The 26,674-nt window shown below is 64.9% G+C and carries 22 protein-coding genes and 1 riboswitch; of the genes, 6 read left to right on the top strand and 16 right to left on the bottom strand.

Annotated features, from left to right (window positions below):
- Window positions 1-3: 3 nt before the first annotated feature.
- The 7 genes from mlaD to AAHK20_RS25735 form a co-directional block, all read right to left on the bottom strand.
- A complete protein-coding gene (gene mlaD, locus AAHK20_RS25705; protein WP_449184318.1) occupies window positions 4-531 on the bottom strand; it encodes an outer membrane lipid asymmetry maintenance protein MlaD in 528 nt (175 codons plus the stop codon).
- An 83-nt stretch (window positions 532-614) separates the two neighbouring features.
- A complete protein-coding gene (gene mlaE / locus AAHK20_RS25710; RefSeq protein ID WP_449184319.1) occupies window positions 615-1,382 on the bottom strand; it encodes a lipid asymmetry maintenance ABC transporter permease subunit MlaE in 768 nt (255 codons plus the stop codon).
- Window positions 1,379-2,203 (bottom strand): ABC transporter ATP-binding protein, encoded by an 825-nt coding sequence (locus tag AAHK20_RS25715; RefSeq protein ID WP_449184320.1) that lies wholly within the window; start codon window positions 2,201-2,203, stop codon window positions 1,379-1,381. Before AAHK20_RS25715 ends, mlaE begins: the two co-directional genes overlap by 4 nt.
- Before the next feature lie 104 nt (window positions 2,204-2,307).
- Window positions 2,308-3,420: a thiamine phosphate synthase gene (gene thiE, locus AAHK20_RS25720; protein WP_449184321.1), complete on the bottom strand. Its 1,113-nt coding sequence runs from the start codon at window positions 3,418-3,420 to the stop codon at window positions 2,308-2,310.
- Entirely contained in the window at window positions 3,417-4,232 is an 816-nt protein-coding gene (locus AAHK20_RS25725) for a thiazole synthase (protein ID WP_449184322.1), read from the bottom strand. The genes thiE and AAHK20_RS25725 overlap by 4 nt, the downstream gene beginning before the upstream one ends.
- Window positions 4,233-4,336: 104 nt before the next feature.
- Window positions 4,337-4,534, bottom strand: a complete 198-nt coding sequence (gene thiS / locus AAHK20_RS25730; RefSeq protein ID WP_449184323.1) for a sulfur carrier protein ThiS — start codon at window positions 4,532-4,534, stop codon at window positions 4,337-4,339.
- A 23-nt stretch (window positions 4,535-4,557) separates the two neighbouring features.
- Window positions 4,558-5,727: an FAD-dependent oxidoreductase gene (locus AAHK20_RS25735; RefSeq protein WP_449184324.1), complete on the bottom strand. Its 1,170-nt coding sequence runs from the start codon at window positions 5,725-5,727 to the stop codon at window positions 4,558-4,560.
- 164 nt (window positions 5,728-5,891) lie between these two features.
- Window positions 5,892-6,009: riboswitch (TPP riboswitch) on the bottom strand.
- A 386-nt stretch (window positions 6,010-6,395) separates the two neighbouring features.
- Here AAHK20_RS25735 and AAHK20_RS25740 point away from each other — a divergent pair.
- The 4 genes from AAHK20_RS25740 to AAHK20_RS25755 all read left to right on the top strand — a co-directional run bounded on the left by AAHK20_RS25740 (window position 6,396) and on the right by AAHK20_RS25755 (window position 11,740).
- Window positions 6,396-8,156, top strand: coding sequence for an ABC transporter ATP-binding protein/permease (locus tag AAHK20_RS25740; RefSeq protein ID WP_449184325.1), 1,761 nt, complete (start codon window positions 6,396-6,398; stop codon window positions 8,154-8,156).
- Window positions 8,153-8,986, top strand: coding sequence for an SDR family NAD(P)-dependent oxidoreductase (locus AAHK20_RS25745; protein ID WP_449184326.1), 834 nt, complete (start codon window positions 8,153-8,155; stop codon window positions 8,984-8,986). Before AAHK20_RS25740 ends, AAHK20_RS25745 begins: the two co-directional genes overlap by 4 nt.
- A 169-nt stretch (window positions 8,987-9,155) precedes the next feature.
- Window positions 9,156-10,421, top strand: a complete 1,266-nt coding sequence (locus tag AAHK20_RS25750) for an MFS transporter (protein WP_449184327.1) — start codon at window positions 9,156-9,158, stop codon at window positions 10,419-10,421.
- Between the two features lie 38 nt (window positions 10,422-10,459).
- On the top strand, window positions 10,460-11,740 hold the full coding sequence (locus AAHK20_RS25755; RefSeq protein ID WP_449184328.1) for a D-amino acid dehydrogenase: 1,281 nt from the start codon (window positions 10,460-10,462) through the stop codon (window positions 11,738-11,740).
- 34 nt (window positions 11,741-11,774) lie between these two features.
- Here AAHK20_RS25755 and thpR read toward each other — a convergent pair whose 3' ends face one another.
- From thpR to AAHK20_RS25775, 4 genes are all read right to left on the bottom strand, one after another.
- Entirely contained in the window at window positions 11,775-12,338 is a 564-nt protein-coding gene (gene thpR / locus AAHK20_RS25760) for an RNA 2',3'-cyclic phosphodiesterase (RefSeq protein WP_449184329.1), read from the bottom strand.
- A 222-nt stretch (window positions 12,339-12,560) separates the two neighbouring features.
- The gene (locus AAHK20_RS25765) at window positions 12,561-14,027 is read right to left on the bottom strand and encodes a glutamate synthase subunit beta (RefSeq protein ID WP_449184330.1); all 1,467 of its coding nucleotides are present in this window, start codon (window positions 14,025-14,027) and stop codon (window positions 12,561-12,563) included.
- A gap of 100 nt (window positions 14,028-14,127) precedes the next feature.
- Complete coding sequence (locus AAHK20_RS25770; RefSeq protein WP_449184331.1) at window positions 14,128-18,831, bottom strand: glutamate synthase-related protein; 4,704 nt, start codon at window positions 18,829-18,831, stop codon at window positions 14,128-14,130.
- A gap of 321 nt (window positions 18,832-19,152) precedes the next feature.
- Window positions 19,153-19,860 carry a transposase gene (locus AAHK20_RS25775; RefSeq protein WP_137334024.1) on the bottom strand — a complete coding sequence of 236 codons (708 nt, stop codon included), beginning with the start codon at window positions 19,858-19,860 and terminating at the stop codon, window positions 19,153-19,155.
- A 187-nt stretch (window positions 19,861-20,047) separates the two neighbouring features.
- Between AAHK20_RS25775 and AAHK20_RS25780 the strand changes: the two genes are divergently transcribed.
- Both AAHK20_RS25780 and AAHK20_RS25785 read left to right on the top strand, forming a co-directional pair.
- A complete protein-coding gene (locus AAHK20_RS25780) occupies window positions 20,048-20,770 on the top strand; it encodes an OmpW/AlkL family protein (RefSeq protein WP_449184332.1) in 723 nt (240 codons plus the stop codon).
- Window positions 20,771-21,012: 242 nt separating this feature from the next.
- Window positions 21,013-21,390 (top strand): ElaB/YgaM/YqjD family protein, encoded by a 378-nt coding sequence (locus AAHK20_RS25785; RefSeq protein ID WP_449184333.1) that lies wholly within the window; start codon window positions 21,013-21,015, stop codon window positions 21,388-21,390.
- Window positions 21,391-21,470: 80 nt separating this feature from the next.
- Here the strand turns inward: AAHK20_RS25785 and ugpQ are convergent, their stop codons facing one another.
- The 5 genes from ugpQ to ugpB all read right to left on the bottom strand — a co-directional run bounded on the left by ugpQ (window position 21,471) and on the right by ugpB (window position 26,588).
- Window positions 21,471-22,226, bottom strand: coding sequence for a glycerophosphodiester phosphodiesterase (gene ugpQ / locus AAHK20_RS25790; protein ID WP_449184334.1), 756 nt, complete (start codon window positions 22,224-22,226; stop codon window positions 21,471-21,473).
- Between the two features lie 44 nt (window positions 22,227-22,270).
- Window positions 22,271-23,356, bottom strand: coding sequence for a sn-glycerol-3-phosphate import ATP-binding protein UgpC (locus AAHK20_RS25795; RefSeq protein WP_449184335.1), 1,086 nt, complete (start codon window positions 23,354-23,356; stop codon window positions 22,271-22,273).
- 29 nt (window positions 23,357-23,385) lie between these two features.
- The gene (gene ugpE / locus AAHK20_RS25800) at window positions 23,386-24,231 is read right to left on the bottom strand and encodes a sn-glycerol-3-phosphate ABC transporter permease UgpE (protein ID WP_449184336.1); all 846 of its coding nucleotides are present in this window, start codon (window positions 24,229-24,231) and stop codon (window positions 23,386-23,388) included.
- The gene (gene ugpA / locus AAHK20_RS25805; protein WP_449184337.1) at window positions 24,228-25,112 is read right to left on the bottom strand and encodes a sn-glycerol-3-phosphate ABC transporter permease UgpA; all 885 of its coding nucleotides are present in this window, start codon (window positions 25,110-25,112) and stop codon (window positions 24,228-24,230) included. The genes ugpE and ugpA overlap by 4 nt, the downstream gene beginning before the upstream one ends.
- A gap of 150 nt (window positions 25,113-25,262) precedes the next feature.
- Complete coding sequence (ugpB, locus tag AAHK20_RS25810; protein WP_449184338.1) at window positions 25,263-26,588, bottom strand: sn-glycerol-3-phosphate ABC transporter substrate-binding protein UgpB; 1,326 nt, start codon at window positions 26,586-26,588, stop codon at window positions 25,263-25,265.
- Window positions 26,589-26,674: the final 86 nt, after the last annotated feature.

The following is a 26,674-nucleotide window of genomic DNA, read 5'->3' on the forward strand; positions in this document are numbered from 1 at the left end:
CTCTCAGCCCCCGGCGCCCGATGCCGGGGCCGGTGCTGCAGCCGGCGCGGACGCCGCCGGCGCTTTGGAAGCGCCCGAATCCGCTGCCTTGCTGTACAAAAACTGTCCGATAAGGTTTTCGAGCACGATCGCCGATTGCGTCATCGAAATCGTGTCGCCCGCCTTGAGCATGTCGGTGTCGCCGCCCGGATCGAGGCCGATGTATTGCTCGCCGAGCAGGCCCGCCGTGAGGATCTTCGCCGAGGTGTCCTTCGGGAATTCGTATTGCTTGTCGAGATCGATCGTGACCACCGCTTGATACGTGTTCGAATCGAAGCCGATCGAAGCGACCCGGCCGACCACCACGCCCGCGCTCTTCACCGGCGCACGCACCTTCAGGCCGCCGATGTTGTCGAACTTGAGCTTGACCGGATAAGTGGGCTGGAACGACAGCGAGCTCATGTTGCCGGCCTTCAGCGCGAGAAACAGCAACGCGATAAAACCAAGCACCACGAACAAGCCGACCCAGAAGTCTAGAGCATTCTTTTTCATCGTCATCCCAATAGAAACCATGGCCGCGGGATCGAGCAGGTGTGGCGCTGATGCGCGCCGCGCACCGCTGCTCGAACACGGGCTTAGCTGAACATCAGCGCCGTCAGCAAGAAATCGAGACCGAGCACGGCCAGCGACGCGTAGACGACCGTCTTGGTCGTCGCGCGCGAGACGCCTTCCGGCGTCGGCTTGGCTTCGTAGCCCTGGAAGAGCGCAACGAACGTCACCGCGAAACCGAACACGAGACTCTTGATGACGCCGTTGCCGACGTCGCGCCACACGTCCACCCCACCCTGCATCTGCGACCAGAACGAGCCCGAATCGACGCCGATCATGATCACGCCGACCACATAGCCGCCGAAGATGCCGACCGCGCTGAAAATCGCGGCGAGGATCGGCATCGAGATGATGCCCGCCCACATGCGCGGCGCGATCACGGTCTTGAGCGGATCGACGGCCATCATTTCGAGCGCCGTCAGCTGCTCGCCCGCCTTCATCAAGCCGATTTCGGCGGTGAGCGACGTGCCCGCGCGGCCCGCGAACAGGAGTGCCGTGACGACCGGCCCGAGCTCGCGCACGAGCGACAGCGCGACCAGAAGGCCCAGCGCCTGCTCGGACCCGTAGCGGTTCAGCGTGTAGTACCCCTGCAAGCCGAGCACGAAGCCGACGAACAGGCCCGAGACCGCGATGATCACGAGCGAATAGTTACCGACGAAGTGGATCTGCTTTGTGACAAGACGCGGCCGGCGCAGAAGCGGGAAGAATTCGAGCACGAGCCGCACGAACATGCGCGCCGCGTAGCCGGCCTTCTCCACGCCTTCGATCACCGACCGTCCGATTGCGCTGATCATGCGTGCCCTCCGCCGACGCCGAAATCCGCCGCCAGCGACGTTTGAGTGGGGTAGTGGAACTTGAACGGGCCGTCAGGGGCGGCGTCGATGAACTGGCGCACCGTCGGGTCGGTCGACTCGCGCAGTTGCGCGGGCGTGCCTTCCGCGAGCACGGCGCCGTTCGCGAGGAAGTAGACGTAATCGGCGATCGCGAACGATTCGGGCACGTCGTGCGTGACGAGGATCGAGGTCGCGCCGAGCGCCTGGTTCAACGTGCGGATCAGGTTCGCGGTGATGCCGAGCGAGATCGGATCGAGGCCGGCGAACGGCTCGTCGTACATCATCAGCTCGGGGTCGAGCGCGATCGCACGGGCGAGCGCCACGCGCCGCGCCATCCCGCCCGAAATCTCCGACGGCGCGAGATCGCGCGCGCCGCGCAGGCCCACGGCGTTGAGCTTCATCAACACCAGGTCGCGGATCAGTTCTTCGGGGAGGTCGGTGTGCTCGCGCAGCGCGAAGGCGACGTTCTCGAACACCGACATATCGGTGAAGAGCGCGCCGAACTGGAACAGCATGCCCATCTTGCGGCGCAGCGCGTAGAGACCCTCGCGGGTCTGCTTGCCGATGCTCTGGCCCTGGAACAGGACCTCGCCGCGGCGCGCACGCACGAGGCCGCCGATCAGGCGCAGCACCGTGGTCTTGCCGCAGCCGGAGCCGCCCATGACCGCCACCACCTGACCGCGCGAAAAGCGCATGTTCAGGTTCGACAGGACGAGCCGGCCGTCGTTGTAGCCGAAGTCGACGTTGCGAAGCTCGAGAAGGGTCTCGGAAGGAGAAGGCACGAAGCTGACAGTCCTTTTACGCGGAAGGCGAATTATAGGGCCTCCGTGCAAATGTTGCCGCCGCGCGCCCCTTACCTTTTAACTGCAATCATGACAATCGATTATTACGCGAATATTTGTTGCAACGCAACGACGGCCGCGGCGGGGTCCGCGGCCTCGGTCACGGCGCGCACGACCGCGGCGCTGGCGACGCCGGTCGCCAGGACGTCGGCCATGACGGCGCCGTCGATGCCGCCGATCGCAACGAGCGGCACTACGCCCTCAAGCAAGCGCACGTAACGGGCGAGCCGCGCCAAGCCCTGCGGGGCGGTCGGCATCACTTTCGTGGTGGTCGGGAAGACCGCGCCGAGCGCGATGTAGCTCGGCTTGAAGTGAAGCGCGGTCAGCATCTCGTAGTAGCCGTGCGTCGACAGGCCGAGGCGCAGGCCAGCCGCCGCGATCGCACGGAGATCGGCCGTGTGGACGTCTTCCTGGCCGAGATGCACGCCGTAGGCGCCCGCCGCGACCGCTTCGCGCCAGTGATCGTTGATGAAGACCTGGGCGTCGTGCTTGCGGCCCGCCGTCACGCAGCGCGAGATTTCGGCGGCCAGGACTTCGGATTCAGCGCGTTTCAAGCGCAATTGGGTGGTCTTCACGCCGTAGTCCAGCACGCGCTCGACCCAGTCGGCGCTCGGCAGCACCGGATAGAGGCCGAGCCGCTCGGGGCAACGCGGGAACGCGGGCGTCGGCGCCGCCGGCAAGCCGGCGACGCGCGGAAAGCGGGACAGATCGACCGGCCAGGCGTCGTCGGCGCGCGTTTCGTCACCGTCGCGCCACGCTAGCGCGAGCACGAGCGCGTCGTGCGGCTCAAATCCACAGTCGAGGAAGCCCGCAAGCGCGGCAAGCCAGTCCTCGGCGAGCGGGCCGGCGCTTTGCAGCGCGTAACGGACCTCGCCGAGACGCAGCGTCACATCGCCGGAAGCCGCCTCGATCGCGCCAGCGCCTTTCGCGAGCCAGTGGTCGATGCTGCCGGTGTGGCCGGGCGCGCCCGCTTTCTGTTCGGTGAAGACAATCAGATCGCCGGCGCGCGGCTCATCCGGGGCGATCAGGCAAATGCGCCACGGCGCGTTCGCGGCCGGCCAATCGCCGAGCCGCGCACGGATGCGCTCCGCGGCTTCGGTCAATTCGTCGGCAGGCGGCCAGAAAATTTCGCGATCGGCAAACGACAAAGTCCTCATGCCGCATCCCCCGCGTGATGCCAGAACGGCATGCCGACCACCGGCGTGCTCGCCTGCGCGCTGTCGCGCTCGGCCATTGGACCGGCCAAGTAAGCGCTGCGCCCCGCCTCGGCGGCCTGTGCGAACGCACGCGCCATCACGGGCGGATGCGTCGCCTGCGACACGGCCGTGTTCAGCAGCACGCCATCGAAACCCCACTCCATCACCTGGCACGCATGCGACGGCACGCCGAGCCCGGCGTCCACGATCAGCGGCACGTCCGGCAGACGCTCGCGCAGCACGCGCAGCCCATATGGATTGACGACGCCCTTGCCCGTGCCGATCGGCGCACCCCACGGCATCAGCGCCTCGCAGCCCGCGTCGAGCAGACGCCGGCCGATCACGAGATCCTCCGTGCAGTACGGCAGCACCTTGAAGCCGTCCTTGATGAGCTTTGCCGCCGCTTCGACCAAGCCGATCGGATCGGGCTGCAGCGTGTAGTCGTCGCCGATCAGCTCGAGCTTGATCCAATCGGTTTCGAAGACTTCGCGCGCCATCTGCGCCGTCGTCACCGCCTCGGCGACGCTCTGGCAGCCCGCCGTGTTCGGCAGGAGCGGCACGCCGTGGCGCTTGAGCAAGTCGAAGAAGCCAGCTTCGGCAGTCTCGGCGTTCATCTGGCGGCGCAGCGCCACCGTGACCATGCCGGGCTTCGCGGCCGCGATCGAATCGGACAGCGACTGCAGCGACGGATAGCGCGACGTGCCGAGCAGCACGCGGCTCGCGAAAGTTTCGCCGTACAGCGTCAGCGAATCGGCGGCGAGGTTGGAAGTCATCGGAGAATCCTTGGGCTCAGGCGGCGGACTGCGGTCGACCGAGGCGTCGATCCGGCAGCCGCTCAAACAAAACAGTTAGAGCGAATGGTCGTTGTGCGGCCGCGTCAGCCGCCGGCAACGGGTTGGACGACGTCGAGCTTGTCGCCCGCCTGCAACGCGCGCGCCGCATGCTGCGCGCGGGCGACAAAGTCGCCGTTGAGCGCGACCGCGAACGGCGGGCGCGCGCCGAACGCGGCGAGCGCGTCGGCGATGCTCGCGCCTTCCGGCAGCGACAGCGGCTTTTGATTGATCTGGATATCCATGGCTTTCTGAATCTGAGTCTGGTTCAGGCTTCGGCGCGCGGCATCGTCCGCTCGCCCGCATTCGATCCCTCGAGAGGACTTGCGATGCCGCTCTGATGCAGCATCGGCGCCCAGCGGTCGTTGGCACGCCATTCGGCGAACGCGTCGGCATCGGCGATGCGCCCTTCGAGCAGCGCGCCCGCGAGCCGCGCCGCACATGCGCTGACTTCGGGCACGATCATGTAGCCGTGCCGGTAGAGGCCATTCACCGACAGCGTCGTCGCCCCATCCCACGTGATCGCCGGACGATGGTCCGGCAGCGTCGGGCGGCACTGCGAATTCAATTCGAGGATGCGCGCCTCGCCGAAGGCGGGATGCACCGAAAACGCCGCGCTCAGCAGCTCGAGCGCCGAGCGCACGCTGACGGGCGACATATCCTCGCCTTCGATCTCGGTCGCGCCGATCACGTAAATGTCGTCCTGCTTCGGCGCGATGTAGAGCGGATAGCGCGGGTGCAGCAACCGCACCGGGCGTGTGAGTCCGATGCCGGGCGCGTGGATGCGCGCCACTTCGCCGCGGATGCCGCGCAATGCGGGCAGCACCGGCTTCGCGCCGAGTCCACGGCAATCGATCGTGATGCGCGCGTCCGGCAAGGCGCGGTCGTCGACGCTCGTATTCCAGTGCGCCGCCACGCCGCGCTCGGAAAGACCCGCAGCAAGCGCGGAAAGCACTTGGCGATTGTCGAGCTGCCCTTCGCGCGGCAACAGCAAGCCTTGGTGGAAGCGTCCGCCGAGCGCCGGCTCGGCTTCGTCGACTTGCGGGCCCGAAAGCGTCACGAACCCGCCTTCGAACAACGGCGCCGGCGCATTCGCGCGCACGCGCCGCTCGAACAGCGACGCTTCGGCGCGATCGGAGTGATGCCAGACAACGAGCGTACCGTTGCGCTGGAAGTAGACTGGTTCAGGCAATTGAGCGAGCAGCTTGGGCCACGCGTCGAGCGACTCGGCGCCAAGCTCGGTGATCAGCAGCTCGGCGCTCGCCGCTTCGGCGAGCGGCGCGAGCATTGCCGCCGCGACCCAGGCAGCCGCGCCCGAGCCCGCCGCATCGCCGCGTTCGTAAAGGGCCACGCTATGGCCGTCGCCCGCCAGCCGCCAAGCCAGCAAACGACCGCACAGCCCGCCGCCGAGCACGGCAAAATCCGGGCGGCTTGACATGGCTTTCGAGGAAACAACTGAAGATTGAACGCTCATCGGATCGATCCTTTCTGTACGGCAAAGCGCACGTACCCAAGGACGAAACCGGCGGGTAAGGCCGGCCGGACGTTAGGCCCACGAATGATGGACACAGCCCGGCGGGAATCGAAATCCGATGGAAGCCAAGGTGGCTTCCGGAAACTTCCCGCGCCGGTATTACCCGGATCGGGTGCAAAGGGTCTCTCTCAGCCTCACTGCGGTATTACCGTGCTGCCCGCATGCAAAGCACCCCTGTTTCGTCGACGGCCATTAGACCATAAAAGGCGAAACTGCCGCAAACGGGAATGTCCCGCCCCCTCGGTTCAAGTCAACAAAATGGGATAACGCGCCCCAATTTCTTACCCTCCGGAAAGCGGCCGGAATACGCTGTAACGATAGTCCGCGAACGTTATTAAGACAGGCGCGACTGTCTGGCACAATGCCGTGAGCACAGACGCGCGCAACGGACGCGTAACCGGCGCACTCGAGCCCGGCGCAGCCAAGCCTTGTCTCTGTCCACCCCAGCCGGAACCGCTCGCCAGGACCGTTAAGACTCATTTAAGAGGCTCACGCAAAAATCAGGCGTTTCGTGCCGCCTTCATGTGGCACGTGTCGCTACTGCCGTGAGCCGGCACTTCATCGGGAAGCTCATGAACCCAACCCCTTCCAAGTCCTCGCCAAGCAGCGTGCCGCCAAATCCGGACAATATCTCCGCATGGAGTCTGATCAAGCCCTATTGGGTGTCCGAAGAATGGAAGATCGCCTGGACGCTGCTCGTTGCGATCGTCGTGATGAATCTCACGCTCGTGTGGGTCAACGTCCGTCTGAACGATTGGAACAGGGATTTCTTCAACGCACTGCAAAACAAGGACGCGCAGCATTTTCCGCACCTCCTGTTGGTCTTTGCCGCGTACGTCTTCCCTTATATCGCGATAGCTGTCTACCGCTTCTACCTCCGGCAGATGCTCGGTTTCCGCTGGCGTCAGTGGCTGACCAACCAATTTCTGCATCAATGGCTCGGTGAGCGGACGTTCTATCGAATCGAACGGGACCGGCTCGCCGACAACCCCGATCAGCGGATCACCGACGACCTCAACTCGTTCGCGGCAAACACGCTTTCCTTATCGCTGGATTTGCTATCGACGGTCGTCACGCTCGTCTCGTTCGTCACGATTCTTTGGACCGTCTCCGGCGCGCTCTCCATCACGCTCGGCGGCACCCCGATCCAGATCCCGGGCTACATGGTGTGGGTCGCCGCCCTCTATGCGCTAGGCGGCTCGTACGTGCTGCACAAGTTCGCTCATCCGCTGGTGTCGATCAACTACCAGCAACAGCGCGTGGAAGCCGATTTCCGCTTCGGCCTCATCCGCGTTCGCGAGAACGCCGAGCAGATCGCCTTCTACGAAGGCATGCAAACGGAAAACGCCACTGCGCGAAACATCTTCTCGCGTATTCGCGACAACTGGTGGCTCGTGATGAAGTACAACATGCGCCTTAACTTCGTCAGCATCTTCTACGCGCAAATCGCGAGCATCTTCCCGCTGCTCGTCGCGGCGCCACGGTACTTCGCCGGCGCGTACACACTGGGCGTACTGACGCAGATCGCAGGCGCCTTCGGCACCGTCAGCGATTCGTTCTCGTGGTTCATCAACAGTTACTCGAGCTTGGTCGACTGGCGCGCCACGGTGAACCGTCTGCGCGAATTCAAGCGCGTGATGGGCGCGACGCACCTGAAGGAATCGGTGCTGCCCGCCACCGAGCACGGCGGCATCAATCTGCACTACGTCGATTCGAACGCGCTCACCACCGAGGGCCTGAAGCTCGCACTGCCCAACGGCACGGCGCTCACGACGATCGGCAACGTCGCCATCAAGCCGGGCTCGCGCTGGCTCGTACGCGGGCCGTCCGGCGCGGGCAAGAGCACGCTGATGCGGGCTCTCGCAGGCCTCTGGCCGTTCGGCGACGGGGCGATCGATGCGCCCGTCGGCGCGCGCATGATGTTCATCCCGCAGCAGACCTATCTGCCGATCGGCACGCTGAAGGCGGCGCTCGCCTACCCCTCGTCCGCCGATACCTTCAGCGACGACGAATGCCGCGAGGCGCTGCGCGTCTGCCGCCTCGAAGGCTACGCCAACCGCCTCGCCGAATCCGCGCACTGGCAGCGCGTGCTGTCGCCCGGCGAGCAGCAGCGTCTCGCGGGTGCGCGCGTGCTGCTGCACAAGCCCGACTACCTGTTCCTCGACGAAGCGACGAGCGCGCTCGACACCGAAAACGAGGCGCGTCTCTATCACCTCTTCAACGAGCGGCTGCCGAAAGCGGCGATCGTGAGCATCGCGCACCGCGAGTCGCTCGCGGCGCTCCACACCGAGACGCTCGAGGTCGAGCGCTCCGCCGAGCGCGCCGTCGCATGAACGCGCCCGGGGGGCCCGCCGGCGAGCGCCCGCTCGCTCAGACCGCGGTCGAGGCCCGCGGCGCGTCCGCGTTCGACCGGGTCGTCCTGATTACCGGCGCAGGTTCCGGAATCGGCGCGGCGCTGGCCCGGCAGATCGCCGCACCCCGGGTCGGCTTGATGCTGCACTCGCGCGGCGCCGATGCCGAATCGCGCAGACGACTCGAAGCCGTCGCGGTGAAGTGCGTCGAGCTTGGCGCGACTTGCGCGACAGTGCACGGCGATCTCGCCGAGCGCGGCGCGCCCGAGCACATCGTCCACACTGCGCTTGCGAAATTCGGCGCGCTCGATCAACTGGTGGCCAACGCCGGCCACGCTCAGCGCCAGACACTCGCGTCGCTCGACGCCGATACGCTCGCCGAATCGTTCGCGTCGATGCCCGGCGCGTTCGCGGCGCTCGTGCGGCGCGCGGCGGCCGCGCTCGAAACGTCGAGCTGTGCGCGCGTGGTCGCGGTCAGCTCGTTTGTCGCGCATCGCTATCGCGCGGACGCGCCGTTCGCCGCCACGGCGGCCGCCAAGGCCGCGCTCGAATCGCTCGTCAAGACGGCAGCCGCCGAACTCGCGCCCCACGGCGTCACGGTGAACTGCGTCGCGCCCGGCTACACGCGCAAAGATCGCGGGCCGTCGCCCGAGAACGCCGCCGTCTGGACGCATGCGGAGCAGGCCACACCGCTTAGCCGCGTCGCCGATCCGGCCGACGTCGCCGCGCTGATCGCCTTCCTGCTTTCCGAAGCGGCGCGTCATATCACCGGCCAGGTGATCCATGTCGACGGCGGATTGACGTTGGGCTGAGCGTTTCCTTTCGCGGCCTCCACTATGGTTGCGCGCACAACCATCGCCTGCCGCCGCCCGCGCTTGCGCTGCGCTTTTTGATCACTGGCCTGTCTGTCCAAGTGCGCCGTAAAATACCCGCCAAACCAAGGCGGGTCTCCTCGACCTGCTATATCAGGAGACCTACCCGATGCGGTCCATCCAATGGTTCACCGAACTATCGACGCGCGAGCGCCGCACGCTCTACGCCGGGTTCGGCGGTTATGCGGTCGATGCCTTCGACTTCATGATCTACTCGTTCCTGATCCCGACGCTTATAGCGACCTGGGGCATGACGAAGAGCGAAGCGGGCATGATCGCGACGAGTTCGCTGATCTCATCGGCGGCAGGCGGCTGGCTCGCCGGCATCCTCGCCGATCGCTACGGCCGCGTGCGCGTGCTCCAATGGACGATCGCCACCTTCGCCATCTTCACCTGCCTGTCCGGCTTCACGCACTCGTTCTGGCAACTGCTCACGACGCGCACGCTGCAAGGCATCGGCTTCGGCGGCGAATGGTCGGTCGTCACGATCATGATGGCCGAGACGATCCGCTCGCCCGAGCATCGCGCAAAGGCGGTCGGCACCGTGCAGAGCAGCTGGTCGTTCGGCTGGGGCGCCGCGGCCATCCTCTACTGGGCCTTCTTCGCGCTCTTACCCGAGCAATACGCGTGGCGCGCGTGCTTCTGGATCGGCATCGTGCCGGCGCTGTGGATTATTTATATCCGCCGCAACGTGAGCGATCCCGAGATCTTCCTGGCGACGCGCCGCGCACGCGACGCGGGGCTCGACACCTCCCATTTCCTGCAGATATTCTCCGGGCCACACCTGAAGGCGACACTCCTCGGCAGCGCGCTGTGCACCGGGATGCTCGGCGGCTATTACGCGATCACCACGTGGTTGCCCACGTACTTGAAAACCGTGCGCCATCTGTCGGTGTTCAATACGAGCGGATACCTGGTCGTGCTGATCGTCGGCTCGTTCTGCGGCTATATCGTCGGCGCGATCCTCTCCGACAAGATCGGCCGGCGCGCGTCGTTCATCCTGTTCGCGCTTGGCTCGTTCGTGCTCGGCATGACTTACACGATGCTGCCGATCACCGATGGCGCGATGCTGCTGCTCGGCTTTCCGCTCGGTATCGTCGTACAGGGGATCTTCGCGGGCGTCGGCGCCTATCTGTCCGAGTTGTATCCGAATGCGATCCGCGGCTCGGGCCAGGGCTTCTGCTACAACCTCGGGCGCGGGCTCGGCTCGTTCTTCCCGATTCTGGTGGGCGTGCTGTCGCAATCGATGGCGCTCGTCAAAGCGATCGGGCTCGTCGCCGGCGGCGGCTATCTGCTCGTGATTCTCGCGGCGCTCGCGCTGCCGGAGACGCGCGGCAAGTCGCTCGCCGCGCCCGCTCCTGAGCCCACGCCGTAAAGCGACGCCGCACTCAAGCCTCACCACGTATTTCGACCATGCATACGATAGTCCTCGGCGGCGGCGTGATCGGCGTCGCCACCGCGTTTTACCTGCGGGAAAAAGGCTGCGACGTCACCGTCATCGAGCGCGAGCCCGACGTCGCGCTTGCCACCAGCTTCGGCAACGCGGGCGTGATCGCGCCCGGCTACGTGACGCCGTGGGCCGCGCCCGGCATGCCGACCAAGATCCTCAAGTACCTGTTCAAGCCCGCGTCGCCGCTGATCTTCCGGCCGACGCTCGATGCCGCGCAATGGCGCTGGATCGCGGGGTGGCTGCGCGAATGCGACCTCGCGCGGTTCCGCGTGAACAAGGAGCGGATGCAGCGCGTCGCGTATTACAGCCGCGCGTGCCTGCACGAGTTCCGCAATCAACACGCGTTCGACTACCGACGCAGCCAAGGCTATTTGCAGCTCTTTCGCAGCGAGTTCGATGTGAAGCTCGCTCAGCCCGCGCTCGCCGTGCTGCGCGAAGCAGGCATCGCGCATCGCGAGGTGAGCGGCACCGAATGCGTGCAGATCGAGCCGGGCTTGCGCTGGGCGAAACAAGAGCCGTATGCCGGGCTCTACCTGCCCGATGACGAAGCCGGAGATTGCGCGACTTTCACACGCGAGCTGCGTGCGGTCTGCGAAGCGAACGGCGTGCGGTTCCGCTTCGACACGCGTGTCGTTTCGCTCGACGTGCAAGGCGGCAAAGTGCGCGGCGTGCGTATCGAAGGCGCTGTCGACGGCGCGCGGGGCCATCAACAGACGCTGCCTGCCGACGCGGTCGTCACCGCGCTAGGCGCCGACAGCGCGGACCTGCTTGCGCCTCTCGGGGTGAATGTCCCGCTCTATCCGGTGAAGGGCTACTCGGCGACGCTGCCCGTCGTCGACGACGAAAAAGCGCCGCGCGCCGCGCTGATGGACGAATCGCTGAAGACGGCGATCACGCGTTTCGGTCCGAACCTGCGGATCGCGGGCACGGCGGAACTCGGCGACCGCCGCGCGACCTTGCGCGAACAAGCGCTGAAGACGCTCATGCAAGTGCTCGACGACTGGTTCCCGCACGCGGCGAAGCCATCGACCGCGCAATTCTGGGTCGGCCGCCGGCCGATGACGCCCGACGGCGCGCCGCTCTTCGGCCCGTGCGGCATCGACGGGCTGTGGCTCAACCTCGGGCACGGCTCGACGGGTTGGGCGATGTCGATGGGATCGGGGAAGGTGGTCGCGGATCTCGTCACGGGCGCGAAGCCCGAAATCGATCTCGACGGACTGACGCTGGCGCGCTATCGGGCGTAGTGCGTTTGGCGCGTTTGGCGCATGCATTCGCCAGCTAACCGGTGGCGGCTCCGTTTTCCTCTTCATCGGGCAGTGCCGTCGACGCCAGCTCGCTATAGCGCGCCCCATGCCGCGCGAGCGTGCTCGAGTAGAGCGCGAGCGTATCGAAACGGATCGACAACCCGGCAACCGGCACCGGCAATTCGCAGAGCGCCGACGCGTCACGCGGAAAGCGTGCAAGCGTGATGTGTGGACGGAACGCGCGATCGTCCATCGGCAATTCCAGCGCTTCCAGCACCGCCCTAAGACGCGCGGCGAGCGCAAACAGCGCCTCGGATCTCGCGAGCACCGCAACTGTCAGCCGGGGATGCGCCGGCCCGGGCCAATGCTCGATGCGCTCCGTGCGAAATACCGGCAGCGCCTCGACAACCGAAGACAGCGAATAGCCGAGCAAGCCGCCCTTGCAAGCAGAAATCGTCCCCAGAAACGCGATCGTCAGATGCAATTGGTCGACCGGTACGCGCCTGGCGACCGGCGGCGAAGGAAGCCCGGTAAGCATCTGTCGCGTCGCCGCATCGGGTGCGAGTGCGATGAAGCAGCGTTGCCAGTCGTCGTCCACGAGCGCCTCCGTTCGTCGGTTGGCCGAGTACGGGTATCGCGACCTGTCTATCGCGTTCGATTTCTTTACTTTACTGCGCGCGTACGCGGCGCGCAGTCAGAAGAAACGAGGCCGGGTCACCCTTACGGGCGCCCGGCCTTCTTTACTGCTTTATCGTCTCCACCTGCCCCTGCTCTTTGACTTGGCGGGGACTCTCCGGATCGATCGCTTTATCGTGGCAAATTAGCGCGGCAAATCCGAATGCCCCATCAGGAACGCGTCGACCGAGCGCGCGCATTGGCGCCCTTCGCGAATCGCCCACACGACGAGCGACTGGCCACGGCGCATGTCGCCCGCCGTGAACACGCCTTCGACCGACGTGTAATACGCCTTGTCGCCTTCGGTCGCCGCACGCACGTTGCCGCGCGCGTCCTTGTCGACGCCGAACGCTTCGAGCACCGGCGACACCGGCTGCGTGAAGCCCATCGCGAGCAGCACGAGATCGGCCTTCAGCTCGAACTCGGAGCCCGGCACTTCCTGCATCTTGCCGTCCTTCCACTCGATGCGCGCGGCGATCAGCTTGTCGACCTTGCCGTTCTTGCCTTCGAAGCGCTTCGTCGCCACCGACCAATCGCGCTCGCAGCCTTCCTCATGCGACGACGACGTGCGCAGCTTGATCGGCCAGTACGGCCACACGAGCGGCTTGTTCTCTTCTTCCGGCGGCTGCGGCAGCAGCTCGAACTGCGTGACGCTCTTCGCGCCGTGGCGGTTCGACGTGCCGACGCAGTCCGAGCCCGTATCGCCGCCGCCGATCACGACGACGTGCTTGCCCTTCGCGAGCAGCTGGTCGGGCACCTTGTCGCCGGCGTTGACCTTGTTTTGCTGCGGCAGGAATTCCATCGCGTAGTGGATGCCCGCGAGTTCGCGGCCCGGCACCGGCAAGTCGCGCGGCGTTTCCGCGCCGCCCGCGATCACCACGGCGTCGAACTGTTCCTTCAGTTCAGCCGGCGTGACGGTTTCCTTCGCCGTGTTGCCGATGTGCGCCGGAAGCGGATCCTTACCGATGAAGACGTTGGCGCGGAACGTCACACCTTCCGCTTCCATCTGGCGCATGCGGCGGTCGATCAGCCACTTTTCGAGCTTGAAGTCAGGGATGCCGTAACGCAGCAAACCCCCAATACGGTCGTTCTTCTCGAACACCGTCACGTCGTGCCCGGCGCGCGCCAGCTGTTGCGCGACCGCGAGACCCGCAGGACCCGAGCCGACGACGGCCACCTTCTTGCCCGTCTTGTGCTTCGGCGGCTGCGGCGCGACCCAACCTTCGGCCCAGGCCTTATCGATGATCGCGTGCTCGATCGACTTGATGCCGACCGGGTCCGCGTTGATGCCGAGCGTGCACGCCGCTTCGCACGGCGCCGGGCAGATGCGGCCCGTGAACTCGGGGAAGTTGTTGGTCGAATGCAGGACTTCGATCGCGTGCTTCCAATCCTGATGGAACACCAGGTCGTTGAAGTCCGGGATGATGTTGTTCACCGGGCAGCCGTTGTTGCAGAACGGAATGCCGCAGTCCATGCAACGCGCGCCTTGGATCTTCGCTTCGTCGTCGGTCAGCGCCGCGACGAATTCCTTGTAGTGCTTCACTCGCGTGAGCGGTGCTTCATACGCCTCGTGGCGGCGTTCGTACTCGAGAAAACCGGTTGCCTTGCCCATGGGGTTCTCTTCTCAATCTCTGTATCGGTGAGGGGATCGGCGCCCGCCGCTCAAGCGGCGGGTGCTTCGCAATTCGCAGGTGATGGTCGACGGATGCGTATCAGGCGGCGATGGCTTCCTTGCCTGCCTTCTTCGCACCGAGTTCGCCGAGCGCGCGCTTGTATTCGGTCGGGAAGACCTTCACGAACTGACGGCGCGCCGCATCCCAATTCTCGAGCAGCGCCTTCGCACGCGGCGAGCCGGTGAACTGGAAGTGACGTTCGACAAGCCCCTTCAAGAGCGCTTCGTCGGTCTGGCCCGCGTGCCACAGCGCGCGGTCGACCGTGCGTTCTTGCTCGACTTGCTGCAGGACCGGATCGAGCGCGACCATCGACTTGTTGCACTTGCCGGCGAACGTGCCGTCCGGGTCGTACAAGTACGCGACGCCGCCCGACATCCCGGCCGCGAAGTTGCGGCCCGTCTCGCCGAGCACGACGACCGTGCCGCCCGTCATGTATTCGCAGCCGTGGTCGCCGGTGCCTTCCACCACCGCTGTCGCGCCGGAGTTGCGCACGCAGAAGCGCTCGCCCGCGACGCCGCGCAGGAACGCTTCGCCTTCGATCGCGCCGTACATCACCGTGTTGCCGCAGATAATGTTCTCTTCCGACTTGCCGCGGAAATCGTTGGTCGGACGGATGATGATGCGGCCGCCCGAGAGACCCTTGCCGACGTAGTCGTTGCCGTCGCCGACGAGGTCGAGCGTGACGCCCTTGGCGAGGAACGCCCCGAAGCTCTGGCCCGCGGTGCCCTTCAACTGGATGTGGATCGCGTCGTCAGGCAGGCCGTCGTGGCCGTACTTCTTCGCGATCGTGCCCGACAGCATCGCGCCGACCGTCCGGTTCACGTTGCGCACCGGCTGGATGAACGACACGTGCTCGCCCTTCTCGATTGCGGCCTTCGCCTTCTCGATCAGCGTGTGGTCGAGCGCACGCGAGAGGCCGTGGTCCTGCTCCTCGACGTGCTTGCGCGCGACGTCTTCCGACACTTGCGGCAGATAGAAGACGCGCGAGAAGTCGAGCCCCTTCGCCTTCCAGTGCTCGATGCCCTTCTTCATGTCGAGCAGGTCCGCGCGGCCCACCAGGTCGTCGAACTTGCGAATGCCGAGCTGCGCCATGATCTCGCGCACTTCCTCGGCGACGAAGAAGAAGAAGTTCACGACGTGCTCGGGCTGCCCCGAGAACTTCGCGCGCAGCACCGGATCTTGCGTCGCGACGCCGACCGGGCACGTGTTCAGGTGGCACTTGCGCATCATGATGCAGCCTTCGACGACGAGCGGCGCCGTCGCGAAGCCGAACTCGTCGGCGCCGAGCAGCGCGCCGATCACGACGTCGCGGCCGGTCTTCATCTGGCCGTCGGCCTGCACGCGAATACGGCCGCGCAGGCGGTTCAGCACCAGCGTCTGCTGCGTTTCGGCGAGACCGAGTTCCCACGGCGTGCCCGCGTGCTTGACCGACGACAGCGGCGATGCACCCGTGCCGCCGTCATGGCCGGCGATCACGACGTGATCGGCCTTCGCTTTCGCAACACCCGCGGCCACCGTGCCGACACCGTTTTCCGACACGAGCTTCACCGAAATGCTCGACGACGCGTTCACGTTCTTCAGATCGTGAATCAGCTGCGCCAAGTCTTCGATCGAGTAGATGTCGTGGTGCGGCGGCGGCGAAATCAGGCCGACGCCCGGCACCGAGTAGCGCAGCTTGCCGATGTACTCGGACACCTTGTGCCCCGGCAACTGACCGCCCTCGCCCGGCTTCGCGCCTTGCGCCATCTTGATCTGAATCTGATCGGCCGACGCCAGGTACTCCGCCGTCACGCCGAAGCGGCCCGACGCGACCTGCTTGATCTTCGAGCGCAGCGAATCGCCGTCCTTCAACGGGATGTCGCGCACGACTTCCGAGCCGATCACGGACGCGAGCGTGTCGCCATTCTTGATCGGAATGCCACGCAGCTCATTGCGATATCGGTTCTCGTCCTCGCCGCCTTCGCCCGTGTTCGACTTGCCGCCGATACGGTTCATCGCGATCGCCAAGGTGGCGTGCGCTTCGGTCGAGATCGAGCCGAGCGACATCGCGCCCGTCGCAAAGCGCTTGACGATGTCCTTCGCCGACTCGACCTCGTCGAGCGGAATCGCCTTCGCCGGCGCGACCTTGAATTCGAACAGGCCGCGGAACGTCATGTGACGGCGGGTCTGGTCGTTGATGAGGTGCGCGTACTCCTTGTACGTCTGATACGAGTTGCTGCGCGCCGAGTGCTGGAGCTTCGCGATCGCATCGGGCGTCCACATGTGGTCTTCGCCGCGCACGCGGTAGGCGTACTCGCCGCCCGCATCGAGCATCGTCGAGAGGACCGGGTCATCGCCGAACGCGTCGCGGTGCAGTCGGATCGCTTCCTCGGCCACTTCGAACAAGCCGATGCCGCCGACCTTCGACGCCGTGCCCTTGAAATACTTCTCGACCAGATCGTTAGCCAGCCCGACCGCTTCGAAAATCTGCGCGCCCGTGTAGGACATGTACGTCGAAATGCCCATCTTCGACATGACCTTCTGCAGGCCCTTGCCGATCGCCTTCGTGAAGTTGTAGACGGCCTTTTCCGCCGACAGGTCGCCCTTCATGCCCGCTGCGAGCTGCGCAAGCGTTTCCATCGCGAGGTACGGGTGAACGGCTTCGGCGCCGTAGCCCGCGAGCAGCGCGAAGTGATGCGTCTCACGCGCGGAGCCCGTCTCGACGACGAGGCCCGTGCTCGTGCGCAAGCCTTGGCTCACGAGGTGCGTATGGATCGCGGCGGTGGCGAGCAGCGCCGGAATCGCGACGTTGTCGCGATCGGTGCGGCGGTCGGACACGATCAGCATGTTGTAGCCGGACTTCACGGCATCGACGGCTTCCGCGCACAGCGACGCGAGACGCGCCTCGATGCCTTCCTTGCCCCAGGCCACCGGGTAGCAGATGTTCAGCTCGTACGAGCTGAACTTGCCGCCCGTGTACTGATCGATCGCGCGGATCTTCGCGATGTCCTTGAAGTCGAGCACCGGCTGCGACACTTCGAGACGCATCGGCGGGTTGATGTTGTTCGTGTCGAGCAGATTCGGCTTCGGGCCGACGAACGACACGAGCGACATCACCATGTTTTCGCGGATCGGATCGATCGGCGGGTTCGTGACCTGCGCGAACAGCTGCTTGAAGTAGTGATAGAGCGTCTTGTTCTTGTTCGACATGACGGCCAACGGCGAATCGTTGCCCATCGAGCCGACGGCCTCCTCGCCCTGCTGCGCCATCGGCGCCATCAGGAACTTGAGGTCTTCCTGCGTGTAGCCGAACGCCTGCTGGCGGTCGAGCAGCGCCGCGGCTTCGCGGCGCTCCGTCGCGACGTCTTCAGCCTTCGGCTCGATCTCGTCGAGCTTGATGCGCACGGCGTCGATCCAGCTCTTGTACGGCTTCGCGTTCGCGAGGTTGTCCTTCAGTTCCTTGTCGTCGATGATGCGGCCGTGCTCCATGTCGATCAGGAACATCTTGCCCGGCTGCAGACGCCACTTCTTGACGATCTTCGATTCCGGAATCGGCAGCACGCCCGCCTCCGACGCCATGATGACGAGGTCGTCGTCGGTGATGAGGTAGCGCGCCGGACGCAGGCCGTTACGGTCGAGCGTCGCGCCGATCTGGCGGCCGTCGGTGAACGCGATCGCGGCGGGGCCGTCCCACGGCTCCATCATCGCGGCGTGATATTCGTAGAACGCGCGGCGGTTGTCGTCCATCAGCGTGTGCTGTTCCCACGCTTCGGGAATCATCATCATCATCGCGTGGACGAGCGGGTAGCCCGCCATCACAAGCAGTTCGAGACAGTTGTCGAACGACGCCGTATCGGACTGGCCCGGGTAGATCAGCGGCCAGAGCTTCGGCAGGTCGTCGCCGAGCACGTGCGAGGCGATCGCGCCGGTGCGCGCGTTCAGCCAGTTCACGTTGCCCTTCACGGTGTTGATTTCACCGTTGTGCGCAATCATCCGGTACGGGTGCGCGAGCTCCCAGGCCGGGAACGTGTTCGTCGAGAAGCGCTGGTGCACGAGCGCGAGCGCCGACACGACGCGCTCATCCTGCAGGTCGCGGTAGTACACGCCGACCTGGCCCGCCAGCAGCAGGCCCTTGTAGACCACCGTGCGCGCCGAGCACGACGGCACGAAGTATTCCTTGCCGTGCTTGAGCTTGAGCGCCTGGATGCGGTGGCTCGCGGTCTTGCGGATCACGTACAGCTTCCGCTCGAGCGCGTCGGTCACCATGATGTCCTTGCCGCGGCCGATGAAGATCTGGCGGATCAGCGGCTCGGTCGCCTTCACGGTCGGCGAGATCGGCATCGCGTGATCGACCGGCACGTCGCGCCAGCCGAGCACAACCTGGCCTTCGGCCTTCACCGTGCGCTCGAGCTCCTGCTCGCAGGCGAGACGCGACGCGTGCTCCTTCGGCAGAAAGATCATGCCGACGCCGTATTCGCCCGCGGGCGGCAGCGTCACGCCCTGACGCGCCATTTCCTCGCGGTAGAAGCCGTCCGGGATCTGAATCAGGATGCCCGCGCCGTCGCCCATCAGCGGATCGGCGCCGACGGCGCCCCGGTGGTCGAGGTTCTCGAGGATCTTCAGACCTTGCTGAACGATGTCGTGGCTTTTCTTGCCCTTGATGTGGGCGACGAAGCCGACGCCGCAGGCGTCGTGCTCGTTTTGCGGGTCGTACAGACCTTGCGCGGCGGGGACCGAGTGCATCGGTTGCAGGGGGTCGTTCATGGGGGACACCGTGTGAGAGGGGCCGAAAGCGGCCGTTAAACCATTTGTTGTTCCGCCATTCGCTGTGCCGGTGTGCAGCCGCGGGGGCGATCGGGCTTCCTGCGTTGTGCGCCTGGGAACCGCCGGAAATCGGAATATACGCGACGAATCAAAGAAATAGCAAATAAAATGCGATGGTCTGACACCAATTATCGAACTGGTGCATTATCATCTCGTTTTAATGGGGCCGCATCAAAAACGAGCAAAAAGAAACGGCGCCCGTGGATGCCGTTTCTTCGCGCCGGGCCGCTTGGGCCTTCGCACTCGTGAGGCGGGCGCCGCCTATTGCGTATGCGGCGTCTCGCGGACCTTTCTCGGCCGGCCGCGCGGCAACGGCGAGACGCGCCGGTTCGCCGCTCGCGCCGCCCATTCCCGATACGAATCGCCGCCGAGCACCCAGCCCTTCAACGTGGCCTGCTGCAACTGGCTGGCCTCACGCTCGTCGAGCGGCTGCTCGCAGAGCTCCTTGTACGCGCGCTGCCGCTCGAACGGCGTATTGCCGAGCGACCAGTACAGCGGATGGTCGGTGACGAGGCTGTCGATCGTCAGCCCGATGTGATGCCGATAGCTCGACCAGCGATAGTCCTCGGGGAGCGTGGCGAGCTGCGCCCGCACCGGACACATTTCCACCACGCGGCTCGCAAGCAAAAAGTAACGCTCACCTTCGATGACAGTCGCGCGGTAGCGCCCTTCCCAAAGCGTGCCGCGCCGCGCGTAACGCCGGTTGAAGTGCGCGACGTAACGCCGGCCAACCGCCTGCATCGCCTTGGGCAAGCTCGCCTCATCGCTTGGCGTCACCAGCAATTGCACCGCACCGGGCATCAGCACATAGGCATGAATGGCCAAGCGATGATCGCGCGAGGCGGCCTTGAGGCAATCAATAAATAGCTCGTAGTCCTGGTCGTCGACAAACGCGGGCTGTTGATCGAGTCCGCGCAGGATCACATGCTGTGGCTGTTCAGGAACGTAGAGACGTGCAAGGCGTGCCATGCTGGATTCCGTTTAGTCGCGTTGGTAATTACCCGAAGGTCCGAAAAGCCGCACCAACGTTCGCTTTAAGCGCGGCGCGGCTGAGCCAGAAACCGCGCCGCGCTTAGGGAGAAAGCTCTAGCGGGCGCATATGGTCTGATTCAAACCTTCTCTTCATAATAAGCGGGCCTTTTATGGAGGAGCACACATGAAATTAAAACAGGCCATCACGGGGGCGGCGGCGCTCGCCTGTATGACGGCGGCCCATGCACAGACGGCCGGATCCTTTTACGTAACGACGGGCTGGTTCCATCTATCACCTCAAAGCAGCAGCGACCCGCTGGAAATCCTTAGCACTGGGGGCACGCCGGTCAATCAATACGTGGCGGGCACCAGCGCCAGTGTCGACAGCGCCGACACACTGGGCACGAGCATCGGCTACAACATTACCGATCACCTTGCCACCGAATTCGAATTCGGCATTCCGCCGAAGTTCTCTCTGCAAGGCTCTGGTGTGCTCTCGCAGTTCGGCACCCTCGGCACCGTGCGCCAATGGAGCCCGGCGCTGCTGTTCAAGTGGAACTTCATGAGCCCGCAGGCGAAGCTCCGTCCATATATCGGCATTGGCGTGACGCGCATCTGGTTCACCGACGCCTCCATCACCAACAACGAGTTTCAGGCCGACTTCCTACATGGTGGTCCGACCAGCGTTTCCACGGATAGTTCGTGGGCCCCTGTGTTTAATTTGGGCTTCAACTACAACATCACGGACCACTGGTTCGCGGGCATTTCGATCTCGTACATCCCGGTCAGCGTGACCGCAAACTTCCAGACCGTGAATGTGGGCCCGACGAAAGTCACCGTGAACTCACAAGCGAAGATCCGCCTGGACCCGATCGTCACTTACGCGAAGATCGGCTATCGCTTCTAAGCGTAGCGGAAATTTTAGGCTTGCATGAGTGCCGCCGCACGACAACGTGCGGCGTTTTTTATTGGGCGCGGCTTATATCGACAGGTTGTAAATTCGACGGCGCATCGGCAGACGTGATGAAGTTTCTACCCGCGGCCGCTTGGCAAGCGCCTTGAGCGCTTGTGCCGGGCGGGATGGCATCGAAGTTGCTGAAAAGAGGTTTTGACATCCCATCCATGTTCATTACCGACGGAGCGATCAGCATGACAACCTTGCCGAACACGAAAGACGCCATCGGAGATTCCTGGAACAGCACCAAGCGGCACGCGCGCCGCATCTCGCGGTATAGCCGGCACGCGGCCGAGGACGTCGGCGGCGAAATGCGCGAGCTGCTGGGCGAACTCGAGCAAGCGCTCGCCGACGGCACGCAGGCCGATGCCGCCATACTCCGCGCTCAATTGAAAAAACGCCTGGAGGATGCGCGCGCTCGTCTCGATGGCGCACAGCATAGCGTGCGCGCACGTGCGACCGTGGTGCTCTCCGACGCCGACGACTACGTGCGGGAAAACCCGTGGCAAGCGCTTGCGATTGTCGGCGGCGTAGCGCTCGTCGCGGGGGCGCTGCTTTCGCGCGGGCGGTAGATGCGAGATGGAAGGCGCGTCGAATACGAAAGGGGCAGCGTTGCGCTCAACGCGCGCCCTCTTCGTTCTCTAATGCCGCGTCACGCCCGATCGAAGAAATCCGCACCGATGAGATCGATGCGGTCGGTGCAGATCGAGTCCACGCCCCACTCGCCAAGCAGCCGCGCGCGCTCGGGATCATTCACGGTGTAAGCCAGAATAGACAGACCTGCCGCCTTGATCTGCGCAACGAGCCGCTCGTTCAGCTCACGATGATTCGCGTGCAGCGAGACACATTCAAGCGCCTCTGTCTGCGCGCGCCAGTCCGCGGGCACGCCATCGAACAGCAACCCTCGCGGCAACGCAGGCGCGGCATCGCGTGCGGCGGCCAGCGCGTCGTACGAGAACGACGACAAGAGCGGCGGCACCGTCGACGATGACCAACGCCGCGCCGCCTCTTCGGCCACGAGCCGGCCCGTCTGAACATCGCGCCGCGCGCACGGCTTGATTTCGACATTCGCCGCGAGCCCCAGCGCTTCGCAGCGCGCGGCGACTTGCTCGAGCGTCGGCATCCGTTCGCCGGCGAAGCGTGCGTCGCGCCAACTGCCGGCATCGAGGGTCACGATCTCGTCATAACGCAGCTTCGCCGCCGCACCGCGTCCGTTCGACGTGCGGTTCACCGTGTCGTCGTGCAGCAGGAATACGATGTTGTCCGCCGAGAGCTTCGCGTCGAATTCGATCATCTTCAAGCCAAGGCGCGCGCCGGTTTCGATCGCGGCGAGCGTGTTCTCGGGCGCGAGCGTGCCGCCGCCGCGATGCGCGACCACGCGCGGATAAGGCCAGGTGTTGCTAGTCATCGTCGATGGTTCCGTGGTTGCCGCGATGGCTTCGAAAGGTGGCTTCAAAACGCGCGCCGGCCCGTATCGGGATCGAAGAAATGCAGGTGCTGCACCGGCAGCGCGGCAGGCAGCGTGTCGCCGCGTGCCGGACGCTCCACATGCGGCAAGCGCACGGCCACATCATGCTCGCCCCAGCGTCCATGTGCGAGATTGTCGGCGCCGAGCAGTTCGCACGAGTCAACTGTGAGCGGCGCATGCGCCGACGCGGTTTGCGGCGTCATGTGCTCCGGACGGATGCCGAGAATCCAATCGCGTCCGTTGGCAATCTCGCGGCCGATGCCGGGCGCGCCCGCAATCGGCAGCGCGGGGCCGCCGCCCGCGACTTCGAACGTCGCGCCATCGGCTGAAAGACGGCCTTTCAGCAAGTTCATCGCCGGCGAGCCGATGAAGCTCGCGACGAACACGGTCGCCGGGCGCTCGTAGACTTCGGTCGGCGCACCGATCTGCTCGGCGTGCCCGCGATTCATCACGATCACGCGCTGCGCGAGCGTCATCGCTTCGATCTGATCGTGCGTGACGTAAAGGCTCGTCGTGCCAAGACGCGCATGCAGGCGCTGGATCTCGAGCCGCATCTGCACGCGCAGCTTCGCGTCGAGATTCGACAGCGGCTCGTCGAACAGGAACACCGACGGCTCGCGCACGATCGCGCGCCCCATCGCGACGCGCTGACGCTGGCCGCCCGACAATTCGCGCGGCTTGCGCTCCAGCAGCGCTTCGAGCTCGAGAATCTTCGCCGCCGCCGCGACGCGCGAATCGATCGTGCCGCGCTCGATGCCGCGAATCTTCAGACCATACGCCATGTTCTCCTTCACGCTCATGTGCGGATAGAGCGCGTAGTTCTGGAACACCATCGCGATGTCGCGATCCTTCGGTTCGAGCGTGTTGACCACACGCTCGCCGATCGCGATCTCGCCTTCCGACACGCTCTCGAGCCCCGCCACCATGCGCAGCAACGTCGACTTGCCGCAGCCCGATGGACCGACCAGCACGACGAACTCGCCGTCCGCGACGTCGACGTCGATCCCGTGCAGCACAATCTGCTTGCCGTCGTACGTCTTGCGCACGCCCTTCAAAGTCAACGCTGCCATGCTGTTTTTCTCTCCGTGATATTCATGAATCACTTTTCCGTATCGACGAGCCCGCGCACGAACCAGCGCTGCATCACGATCACGACGAGGAGTGGCGGCAACATCGCGAGCAACGTCGCGGCCATCACGAGATGCCATTCGGTCGCGGTGTCGCCGGTGGCGATCATCGACTTGATGCCGACCACGGCCGTCGTGAGCGACTGGTCGTTCGTGATCAGGATCGGCCACAGGTATTGATTCCAGCCGTAGATGAAGGTGATGACGAAGAGCGCCGCGATGTTCGTCTTCGACAGAGGCAGCACGACGTCCCAGAAGAAACGCAGCGGCCCCGCGCCATCGATGCGCGCCGCCTCCATCAATTCGTCGGGCAGCGTCATGAAGAACTGGCGAAACAGGAACGTGGCCGTCGCCGATGCGATCAGCGGCAACGTAAGGCCCGCGTAGCTGTTGGTCAAATGCATCGACGACACCACTTGCACCGTCGGGAAGATGCGAACCTCGACGGGCAGCATCAGCGTCACGAAGATCAGCCAGAACGCCGTGTTACGCAGCGGAAAGCGAAAGAACACGATCGCGTAAGCCGAGATGATCGACACGGCGATCTTGCCGATCGAGATCGTGAGCGCCATCACGAGACTGTTGACGAGCATCCGGCCGAACGGGCTCGCCGCGCCGCCGCTGCCATGTGTCCAAACGCTCGCGACGTTCTCGAGCAAGTGCGTGCCCGGCAAGAGCGACAGCGGTACGGTAAAGACCTCTTGCGCGCTCATCGACGCCGCGCAGAACGCGACGTAGACCGGAAACACGATCAGCGCGACGCCCGCGATCAACACCGCGTGACAGAAGAGGTCGAAGCCCTTGCGATTTTCGATCATACGTACTGCACCTTGCGTTCGACGAAGCGAAATTGCACGACCGTCAGCGCGACGACGATCAGCATCAGCACGACCGACTGCGCACCCGAGCTGCCGATGTCGAGCCCCTGGAAGCCTTCGGTGAAGATCTTGTAGATGAGCGTCTTCGTGTCTTGCGCGGGGCCGCCGCCGGTGGCCGCGTCGATGACCGGGAACGTATCGAAGAAGGCGTAGACGAGGTTCACGACGAGCAGGAAGAAACTCGTCGGCGACAAAAGCGGCAGCGCGATGCCGAAGAAGCGCCGCACGGGGCCTGCGCCATCGATCGCCGCCGCTTCGATCAGCGAGCGCGGAATCGCCTGCAGGCCCGCATAGAAAAAGAGGAAGTTGTAGCTGACCTGCTTCCAGACCGATGCGAGCACGACGAGGAACATCGCCTGCCCGCCATTCAAAGCGTGATTCCAGACGATGCCGGCTTTCGCGAGCGCGAACGTCACGAGGCCGATGCTCGGATTGAAGAGGAACGACCACAGCACCGCCGCGATCGCGGGCGCAACCGCGTACGGCCAGATCAAGAGCGTGCGGTAAGCCTTCGAGCCGCGCGTCACGCGGTCCGCGCAGGCCGCGAGCAGCAGCGAGACGGCAAGCCCGCAAACCGTCACGAGCGTGCTGAAGACGAGCGTCGTCTTGAACGACGCGAGATACAGCGGGTCCGCAAACAAGTGTTCGAAGTTCGCGAAGCCGACGAATTGGCTCGACGTGCCGAACGCGTCTTGCGTCTGCGTCGATTGCCAAAGCGCGACGCCGGCGGGCCAGAGAAAGAAGAGCGCGGTGATCGCGAGCTGCGGCGCGACCAGCAAATAAGGCAGCACGCTCGTGCCGAAGCGGGAACGTTGGTGCATGGATGGTCGGTCAGTAAGGTGGCGTCGCGAAGCGCGGCGGCGTGCCGCGCTTCCCCTCGGGAAAACTACTTGCGTTGAAACCACGGGGCCGTCGCATTCAAAGCCAGCCACAGCTGCAGTGGCCTATCGCCGCAACGGCCCGGGACGCGATCAGCTACCCGATTGCTCGAAGCGCCGCAGCAGCTCGTCGCCGCGCGAGGATGCCGAATCGAGCGCTTCCTTCGGCGTCTTCTTCTCCGCCCAGACTTGCTCGAGCTCCTCGTCGACGATCGTGCGGATCTGCGGCATGTTGCCGAGACGCAGCCCCTTCGTGTACGGCAGCGGCGGCTTGTTGAGCATCTGCTTGATCGCGGTATCCGAGCCCGGGTTCTTGTCGTAGAAGCCTTGCTGGCGCGTCAGGTCGTAGGCGGCCGTCGTCACGGGCAAGTAGCCCGTGTCCTGATGCCACTTGGCGGCGACAGGCGCCGACGACAGATACGCGAGGAACTTGGCCACGCCCTTGTACACGTTCGGGTCCTTGCCCGCGAGCACCCACAGGCTCGCGCCGCCGATGATCGCGTTCTGCGGCGCGCCCTTCACGCTCGCGTCGTACGGCATCATGCCAGTGCCGATATCGAACTTCGCGTACTTGCGGATCGTCGCGAGCGAGCCCGACGAGTTCATCGCGATCCCGCAATCGCCGCTATAGAACTTCGACACGGCCTCGTCCTTGCGGCCCACGTAGGTGAACGTGCCAGCCTTCGCCATGTTTTGCAGGAACTGGATGTGCGCGACCTGCAGCGGCTTGTTGAATTCGAGCACCGCGTTCGTGCCGTCGAAGCCGTTGTCCTCGCTCGCGTACGGCGCGCCGTGCCACGCGCTGTACTCCTCGAGCTGAATCCAGCCCTGCCAGCCCGTCGTGAATCCGCACGACATGCCGGCCGCCTTGAGCTTGGCCGCATCCGCTGCGACTTCATCCCAGGTTTTGGGCGGCTGGTTCGGATCGAGCCCGGCCTTCTTGAAGGCGTCCTTGTTGTAGTAGAGGACCGGCGTCGAGCTGTTGAACGGCATCGACACGAGCTGCCCCGTCTTCGCATCGCTGTAGTAGCTGGCGACGGCCGGCACGAACGCCTTTTGGTCGAGCGGCACGCCCGCCTGCTTGAAGACTTCCGACACCGGCAGCACGGCCTTCTTCGCCTGCATCATCGTCGCCGTGCCGACTTCGTAGACCTGCAGGATCGCCGGCGCGTTGCCGCTGCGATAGGCGGCGATGCCGGCCGCGAGCGTCTGGTCGTAAGTGCCCTTGAAGACCGGGACAATCTTGTAGTCGCTTTGCGACGCGTTGAATTGCGCGGCGATATCGTTCACGCGCTCGCCGAGGGCGGCTTCCATCGCGTGCCAGAACTGGATTTCCGTAGCCGCGAACGCGGCGTGGCTCGCACCGGCGAACAGCGCTCCCCCGAGCGCCAGTGAACGGAACAGCGTCTTGTAACCCATCGACTTCTTCTCCTTTTGATTGACGCGAATGGCCCGCGGCGCACGCCGGCGGCTCAGCGCGCCGGGCGTCCTAGGTCTCCTGCGGG

It is taken from the genome of Trinickia camelliae (assembly GCF_053525655.1).